This is a genomic window from Streptomyces sp. NPDC050534, assembly GCF_044457745.1.
In the GTDB taxonomy this organism is placed as follows: domain Bacteria; phylum Actinomycetota; class Actinomycetes; order Streptomycetales; family Streptomycetaceae; genus Streptomyces.
The window spans coordinates 121,044-128,738 of sequence record NZ_JBITHF010000021.1 but is presented as its reverse complement, the minus strand read 5'-3'; the positions used below and the strand labels follow the sequence as shown (position 1 = coordinate 128,738).

Annotated in this window: 5 protein-coding genes; 3 read left to right on the top strand and 2 right to left on the bottom strand. The window is 72.4% G+C overall.

Annotated features, from left to right (window positions below; translation table 11 throughout):
* Positions 1 to 414 precede the first annotated feature (414 nt).
* On the top strand, positions 415 to 1,935 hold the full coding sequence (locus ACIBN2_RS43800; protein WP_399143375.1) for a hypothetical protein: 1,521 nt from the start codon (positions 415 to 417) through the stop codon (positions 1,933 to 1,935).
* A gap of 530 nt (positions 1,936 to 2,465) precedes the next feature.
* Here the strand turns inward: ACIBN2_RS43800 and ACIBN2_RS43795 are convergent.
* A complete protein-coding gene (locus tag ACIBN2_RS43795; RefSeq protein ID WP_399143374.1) occupies positions 2,466 to 2,666 on the bottom strand; it encodes a hypothetical protein in 201 nt (66 codons plus the stop codon).
* Positions 2,667 to 2,695: 29 nt separating this feature from the next.
* Positions 2,696 to 2,920 (bottom strand): hypothetical protein, encoded by a 225-nt coding sequence (locus tag ACIBN2_RS43790; RefSeq protein WP_399143373.1) that lies wholly within the window; start codon positions 2,918 to 2,920, stop codon positions 2,696 to 2,698.
* 1,851 nt (positions 2,921 to 4,771) lie between these two features.
* Between ACIBN2_RS43790 and ACIBN2_RS43785 the strand changes: the two genes are divergently transcribed.
* Both ACIBN2_RS43785 and ACIBN2_RS43780 read left to right on the top strand, forming a co-directional pair.
* The gene (locus tag ACIBN2_RS43785) at positions 4,772 to 6,208 is read left to right on the top strand and encodes a hypothetical protein (RefSeq protein WP_399143372.1); all 1,437 of its coding nucleotides are present in this window, start codon (positions 4,772 to 4,774) and stop codon (positions 6,206 to 6,208) included.
* Positions 6,205 to 7,665 (top strand): hypothetical protein, encoded by a 1,461-nt coding sequence (locus ACIBN2_RS43780; protein WP_399143371.1) that lies wholly within the window; start codon positions 6,205 to 6,207, stop codon positions 7,663 to 7,665. The genes ACIBN2_RS43785 and ACIBN2_RS43780 overlap by 4 nt, the downstream gene beginning before the upstream one ends.
* The last annotated feature ends 30 nt before the right edge of the window (positions 7,666 to 7,695 follow it).

The following is a 7,695-nucleotide window of genomic DNA, read 5'->3' as shown; positions in this document are numbered from 1 at the left end:
TCACAGACCATCAGGGCGGTGCCGGTCAGGCCGAGTGCCACGACCTGGCGGCTCCAGCCTCCGCGTCGGCGTCGGCCCCGGTGGCGCTGTGCGGGTGAGGTTGTGGGGGCGCGGTCCCGCGTGCCGGGCCTGCCCCGCATATGAAGGCGTCCTCCACAGCAGGGGCTACCGGCGGAATTCGGGACCTGCGGAAACGCGGCCTTGGGTCTGTGGGGGTCCCGCGCCGGCCGGTGCAGATTCCCGGTGATCTTCTGGCTGTCGGCTGTCGCTGGTTCGGGTGCTCTGGAGGGATTCCCGGAGCGTCAGGTGATGGACGCTCGGGCGCAACCTTCCGGTGTTGTGGCGTGTCCACGTAGTGTGCTGACGATACGCAGAACATGGCGGGCCGCGGCGGCCGCTGTCGCGACCGCCGCCATGGTGGTCGCAACCCCGGCCGCGCACGCCGCCGGAACGACGCTCGTCCTGGACGCCCAGGAGACCTACTACCTCCCCACCGAGGGCGAGGGCCCGAACCTGGACCTCGGCATCACCGCCTCGGGCGGGGACGCCCATGACGTCTCGGTCGCGGTCGACGCGTCGTCCCTCGCCGGGAAGGCGACGATGGTGGTCACGGGGGACTGCGTGAGCACCGGCACCCTGAAGGTGAGGTGCGACGTGGGTCCGCTGTCGGGCAGGGAGCCGGTCGACCCGTTCTTCCTGAAGCCCACGGCGGCCGCCAAGGCGGGCGACACCGGTGCCATCACCTACACCGCCACCGCCACCGACGCGGCCACCGTGACGGGGAAGACGGACGTCCTGGTCGGCGGGCCGAAGCTCCTCCCGCGGCCCTACCCGGCGCTGAAGGGCATCGCGCCCGGCGCCGTCTTCGAGCGCACCCCGGCCTTCGCCAACACCGGCACAGCCCCGGCCGACAAGGGCGTCATGCTGTGGGTGCAGGACTCAGAAGGCGTCTTGCTCGCCCGTGACCACTCCAACTGCCACTACTCGGGCCGGCCCGAGGCCGGCGCCTGGTGCCGCATCGACACCCCGATCGCGCCCGGCGCGGCCTACGAGACGGACGCGCCGCTGCGCTACACCGCCTCCAAGGACACGATGTACGGCTACAACACCTACGTCGTGTGGCCGGACGGCGGCACCGCGCCCGACTCCTTCGACCCGTCCGACTTCCCCGAGACCGGCACCGGCGCGCCGCTCGGCCTGAAGTCCGTCGCCTCCGGCTCCGGATTCACCGGCTCCGGGCACGGCACCTTTGCCACCACCCAGCACGCCGACTACCAGGCGCTCGGAGACACGGTCGAGGGCAAGGCCGGCGAGACGGTGAGCGTCACCGTGGGTGTGCGGAACAACGGGCCGGGCCGGATGGGCTTCCGGTGGGCGGACGCCGGCAACTCCGGCACGTTCGTGGTGACCCCGCCCGCCGGCACCACCATCACCGGCGTCCCCGGCCCCGGCGAGCAGGGCGACCCCGGGCCGCTGTGGAACTGCACACCGGGCAAGGCCGGCGCGAAGAGCTACACCTGCGACATCGCCAGCACGGACTTCCGGCCGGGCGACTTGGTGACCCAGGAGTTCACGGTGCGGATCGACCGGGTCGTCCTCGGCGCGCGAGGCAGTGTGCGGGCGGTGGAGAACCCCGAGTACCCCAATCGTGACGACGACGCGGCGAACGACACCGCGGCGATCGCGGTGAAGGCCAGCGGCTCGGCGACGTCCAGCCCGTCGCCCAGCGCCTCCGCGGCCCCGTCGGCCACGGCCACCGCGAGTCCGTCCGGCTCCGGGGCGGGAACCAGGAGTGGGTCGACGACTGGCGGCGGGCTTGCCGCCACGGGCGCGGACGGAGTCCTGCTGCGGGCGGGCACCGCCGTCCTTCTGGTGGCGGGAGGCGCGCTGGTGTTCCTGGCGGCGCGGAGGTCGCGGCCGCAGGGCGGCCGCTGACGCCGCCGCCCCGGCGTGGCCGGTTGTCAGTGGCCGATGTGGCATTTCGTCACCTCGCGAACCGCATTTCGTCGGTAGCCCGCAGTGCAGTGGGTGGCGGAGCGTGTCGCGTCGCGGCGACGGCGGTTGTTGCGCCTGCCGTGCGGTACGGCAGGTGCGAGGCAATGCCCAGACCACCGCTATCGGCGATACACAGGCCGTTGCCGCCGAACGGCATGCGCGGGCGGGTCGTCGAGCAATGGGGTCCCCGGCCTGGTGGGGGTTGCGCATGGTCCTCAGCTACCTCGACCCCACGGACAGCCCCGGCAAGTTGTCGGATGCGGCGGATGTCGTCGACGTCGCTTTCGCCGACCTGATGCCACCGGAGCACGCGGTGCGGCGGGCGGTTGTACGTGCCTTCGGGAGCCATGCGACGCTCGCAGCTGTCGCCGGGCATCGCGGGTCTATCGAGTCGTCCGCCACGGATGGGGGGCCCGGGGGAGGTCAAGTCCCCGGCCCCCCTGTGGTCTTCAGGCCCTTGTGGCGGCCGCCTACTCGTAGCAGGGAGCCCCGCACAGCGCGGTGACCGTGCCGCTGCCGGCGACGGCCCGGGAGGTGGTGTGGTGGGTGATGGCGGTGGGGGTCTTGCTGGTCTCCCACGGCATGGGAGCCGCCATGGCCGGCGCGCCGAGGGCACCGAACGCGGTCGCTGCGAGGACGGTTATGGCGATGGCGCGTTTGCGCAGGCTCATCTGTTTCCCCTTCTGGGTGGTGGGGCGGTTCAGCAGGAGCGGACCACCACGGCCTGCCAGGGCATGCCGCAGGGGTTCAGTGACGGGCCGGCCGGCTGGACGAACCGGTAGAGTGTGTGGTTGTCGCAGACCTGGACCTGGCGCAGATCCAGGCAGGCGTCGTTGTTGAAGGTGAGGGCCTGGGCCGAGCCGGACCCCATGAAGACGGCGATGCCGGCGATTCCGGACGCGGCAGCAATACCGATCTTGCGCATTGTTCCCCCAAGGATTGGTAGGCGCATCAAAAGAGAGCACGACCATCGTGCTGACGTGCCTGGCGGGCTGACAGATCACGAACCGTTCACGTGTGACCGGCCGGGGATGGCCCCGGCGTGTCACCGCCGCCCTCGCCAACCCTGCACCGGGTAGCTCGCAGCGTCCAGGAATTCGATCGTCCTCGAAGCGACTCGACGATCGGCCGGCCCGCCCACCCGCGCGTAGGCGGCTGAAATCCTGCAGCCGCCAGGCGAGCGCTGTGACCTGCCGTGGTCAGGCCCCCTCCCTAGGAGGTGCAGGCCACGGTTGGGTCGCTGGGGGAGGGGCAGACATATGGGCGGTGGACTGTGTGGCGGCGCCATGGTGGGGTGGTGGGTGTCCAACCAGTTGATCCTGTGTTTAGCGGCTTGGATAGGCCGCCGCACGGGCGCTGACGGCACCTCACGAAGGATGTCGGTCAGCGGAGCGGCCAGGATGGGAACGGCGCGCAGGAGAGCGTGCAGGGCGGTGAGCTGAGTGGTGGTGTGCAGGGCGTGTACGCGCGTCTCGATGCCGGTGCCGTCCAGGACGAACAGCCCCGACCCTGCCCCACGGAGCCAACATGGACTTCCACCTCTACTGCCTCGGCGAAAACTGAACGGCGCCCGGCGACCGGCCTGGAACAGGCCCGTAGTCAGACCGCCTGGCCGTAGCGATTTCGCATCGCGGCGACTGCAGCGCGGTCCGCGGCCTCGCCCGACCAGCAGCGAGCAGGGGTGCGCCGTACTCGCCTGGAACGCCGTCCGCTTGCGGGTGGAGGACGAATAGCCCGGTTCGGGCAGGTACACGTGGGGCGCCATCGATTGTGCAAGCCGCGCCTGCGCACTCGTCGCGTCGTCCGCGCTGCTGCGCAGCCACGCACCGACGAACAACTGCGCAAAGCCGGCCGGGTCGGCGGCGCCCGCCGCACCGGTGCGCACGACGGTGGGCTTCGCCGCGGTGGCTGCCTCGACCGTGGCCGGGTGGGTGGCGAGAGCAATGCACAGGGCGACGGGGCCGGTCGCGATGGCGGTTAGGGCCGCCACGCGGGTGAGATGGACCCGGCGGCGCATCGCCTGCAGCCGGGCGCCGGCCGCCATCGGAGCAGCGGCCTCGTTCGGTGAGGCCTGCGTGCCAGGGGACATGGTCAATCTCCCAGGTCGGAACGGATGTTGCTGACCTCGAGACAACCCGTCGGCCCCGACCAGAGCACTGACCGCCAGACCCCGACCACGGTCACGATGAGGACACGAAGCCTGTGGTCGGGTCTGTGGTCGCCCCGACCACAGACCCGTCCACGGGTCAGCCGGGGCCGTCGGCAGAGCCCCATCCCCGCAACGCCTCGAGCGCCGAACGCCGGCTTGCTGGCACCTGCCGCTCCGGCTGGAGGCGAACTTCGGTGCACTGCCCGGGCAGTGGAGGAGGGCTGAGGGTTGCGCAGTGCGGCACACGGCAGCGGTATCGAGATCAGTGATCTTTCGGTGGAGTGCGCAGCCGGATCGCGTGAGCCGACTGCGCAGGATCCCCACCGCGTCGCGCAGACGCGACTGCGCATCCCCTACCGGGCACTGCGCAAGCGGACTGCGCAGCCGCTGGCCGTCGCGCAAGGGGTGCGTGGTCGGGGGGCGACCACAGACCGGACCATCCCGGTGCTGTGCGTTGTTGCCGGATCGTGATGGGTGGTCGGGGCTGGTGGCTGCCGGGGTGGTCGGGGGCGGCGGGTGGGCTGGCGGCATGGACCGCACGTACGCCTCCACACCCGAGGCTGCCGCCCGGCCTGCACCGGTGGGGGCGGCGGGCCGGCGCATGGCGCGTGATGCGGGGGCGTGGCCGTGAGCCGTTTCGGGGTGGGGATCCGCCGGGGCGTGATGGCGGCCGATCAGTTCACGCAGATCGCCAACGCCCTCTTTCGCGCCGCGCAGTTGTCCTACCGGGCGAAGGGCATCTTCGGCTGCATCAGCACGCACCGGGACGGCTGGCAGGTGACCATCGCCGACCTGGCCCGGCTCGGGCCCGACGGGCGGGAGGCGGTGCGCGCCGGCCTCAGGGAGCTCGAGGCGCACGGTTATCTGATCCGTGAACGCCTGCGTCGTCCCAACGGCACGCTCGGCGAGATCGTCTACAGCATCACCGACCGCCCGGCCACCCCCGCTGCCGCGGGTGACAACCCCCCATCAGCGGCCACGGCCACCGACGCGGGCCACGACAGCACCCTGTCGCCGGGGATCCGCCGCGGCGTGATGGCGGCCGACCGGTTCACGCAGATCGCCAACGCCCTTTTCCGCGACCCGCAGTTGTCGTTCAAGGCCAAGGGCCTGTTCGGGCTGCTCAGCACGCACCGCGAGGGCTGGCGGATGTCCGTTCCCGACATCGTCCACCGTGGCCGTGACGGCGAGGCCGCGGTCAAGAGCGGACTGAGGGAACTGGAGAGACACGGCTTCCTCATCCGGGAACGCGAGCGGAATCCGGACGGCACGCTCGCCGCGGCCGCGTACGTCATCACCGACCTGCCCGCCCTGCAAAACCCCAAGTCGCAGCCAGAGTCGGGTTTTCCACCGGTGGATAAACCTACGTTGGCTGATGGCCCCCTTAAGAACACCAACGATAAGAAGACCAACACGCAGAACACCAGCCCCGTCCGTCCGTGCGCCCGCACCCCGCTCGAACCGGCCGGACAGGGCAACGGGCCGGAGTACCCGACGCCTTCGGCGGACGAGCTGCCCCCGGGGATCCGGCTGCTGCTTGAGATCGGGGCCGGCCGTCGCGAACTGCTGCTGACCGGCAAGCCCCTGACGGATCAGGGCCGCATCGTCACGGCGATGCTGGGCGCCGGCTGGAGCGCCGAGCAGCTGCGCCACGTCATCACCGGCCGCCCGCTGCCTGACCGGGTGCGGACCTCGGTCGCCGGGATCATCGCCGCCCGGCTCCGCGCGGCCCAGGCCTACCCGCCACCCGAGCTCGCTCCACAGGGCCACCAGACGCCTCCGCTCGACATGCCGCCCATGGCGGCGGACACCGGGTGGTCCTCGACCGCGTCCGCCGCCCGCACCGTGAGCGACGCCGTCGCCTACCGCGCCCTCGTCGAATGCGCCGGCTGCGGCCTGCCCGCAACCGCCCCCGGCGAGGACTGCTGCCCGGCCTGCCTCGGCTGGCCACCCTGTCGCACCTGCCCGGGTCCCACCCCCCGGCGTGCCCGTCCCGGCGGCGACGGCCGCTGCACCACCTGCGCCTGCGCCGCCACCGACCACCTGGAAGGAGCCACCCGGTGACCGACACCCGTCCCACCCCGCCGTCGGCCGCGGCCGCGCACCACGAGCGCCCCTTCACCGACGCCCCGGGGCGGTGGGAGAAGGAACGCGGCCGCGCCCTGCGCACCGGCCACCTCCCGGGCCACACCTGTACGGCCGCCTGTGAGCCCGTGCTTGTTGTCGAGCGCACCGGGTGGGGATGGCTCGCCTGGCCTGTTCCCCAGGACGGCGGCACACCCGAACATCCCCAGCAGATGGGGGTGCTCACCCCGGCCGCGACCCGTGCGCAGCACCTGGCCCTGCGCTGGCTGACCCGGCGCCCCGCCCGGCACATCGCCCGGGCCACCCTCCCCGGATCCGTGCGCCTGTCCACCGCCTGCGCCGCCCTGTTCAGCCTGCTCACCGCAGTGTTCGCCGCCCGCCACGGCCTCCCCATCGGCGTCGTGCTGCCGGCGATGTTCCTCGCCCCGCTGCTCGCCGAGCACCTGCCCGACCGGCTGGACGCCCTCTCCCGCGACCATGTCCGCACCGTCGACGGCGACGGGCCCTGTCGCTACCTGCAGCGTCTGGCCGCCCTGCACACCTGCCTGGTCCGGGCCGCCGCCGGCAGCACCCGCTACGAGGTGCGCCGCTCGGCCGAGATTGGCCGGCAGTTGCTGTGGGACGCCGCCGGTCTGCTCCAGACCCAGGACCCCCGCTCGCCCTCGGCCGAACTCATCGCCCGCAAACGACTGATGCTCCAACTCGTCCACCAGGTGTCTCAGATGCTCCCGCACACCGCGGACGCCGCCACCGCCACCGCACCCGGCGCCCACGACGCCTGCACCCCGGGGCGGTCCCTGGGCCCGAACCCGTTTGGCGCCCGACCGGCGACGCATCCGGCACCCCGTCCCGCTCCGACCCCACCGCTGCAGAAGGGACCCTCTCCCGTGCCCCACACCGCACCCCGCCAGGCCGCCGCCCTGGACGTCTACCTCCTGTTCGCGCACGAGCCCTACTACCCGGCGGCCGCCCGGGAGATCAACGCCACCGTCGTGGCCGCGGCCTGCCTGCTGCACCCGCGCGTACGGCAGCCCGACGGCGCCCGCATCCACGCCCGCCTCGTCCACGGCCGGCGGCCGGGCGAGATCGTGCCGCTGTCCACGCTCAGCCACGAACTGGACGGCGGAGCCCGCTGGCCGCAGGTCGCAGACTGGCAGACGGTCACCGAAGACCTGCTGCAGGTCATCCGCGACCACGACTGCGACGCTCTCGGCCTGGGGCTGCCGGAGATCGCCCGCGCCCTGGTGTGCGTGGGCCCGCATAGCGAGATCCGTAGCGTCGATTCCACATCCGGGGCACCTCGGGTGTACGGGCCTCGCGACCGCCTCGCGGTCCTCGTCGAGGTCGGCAGGCAACTGGCCTGGGCGGAAGCAGGATGCCCGCTGTGGCCGGGCGACGGCCTGCTGCCCCCGATCAACTCCGGCGAAGCCACGTGATGTTCGGCTGCGAAGCGTACGAAGTCCGGG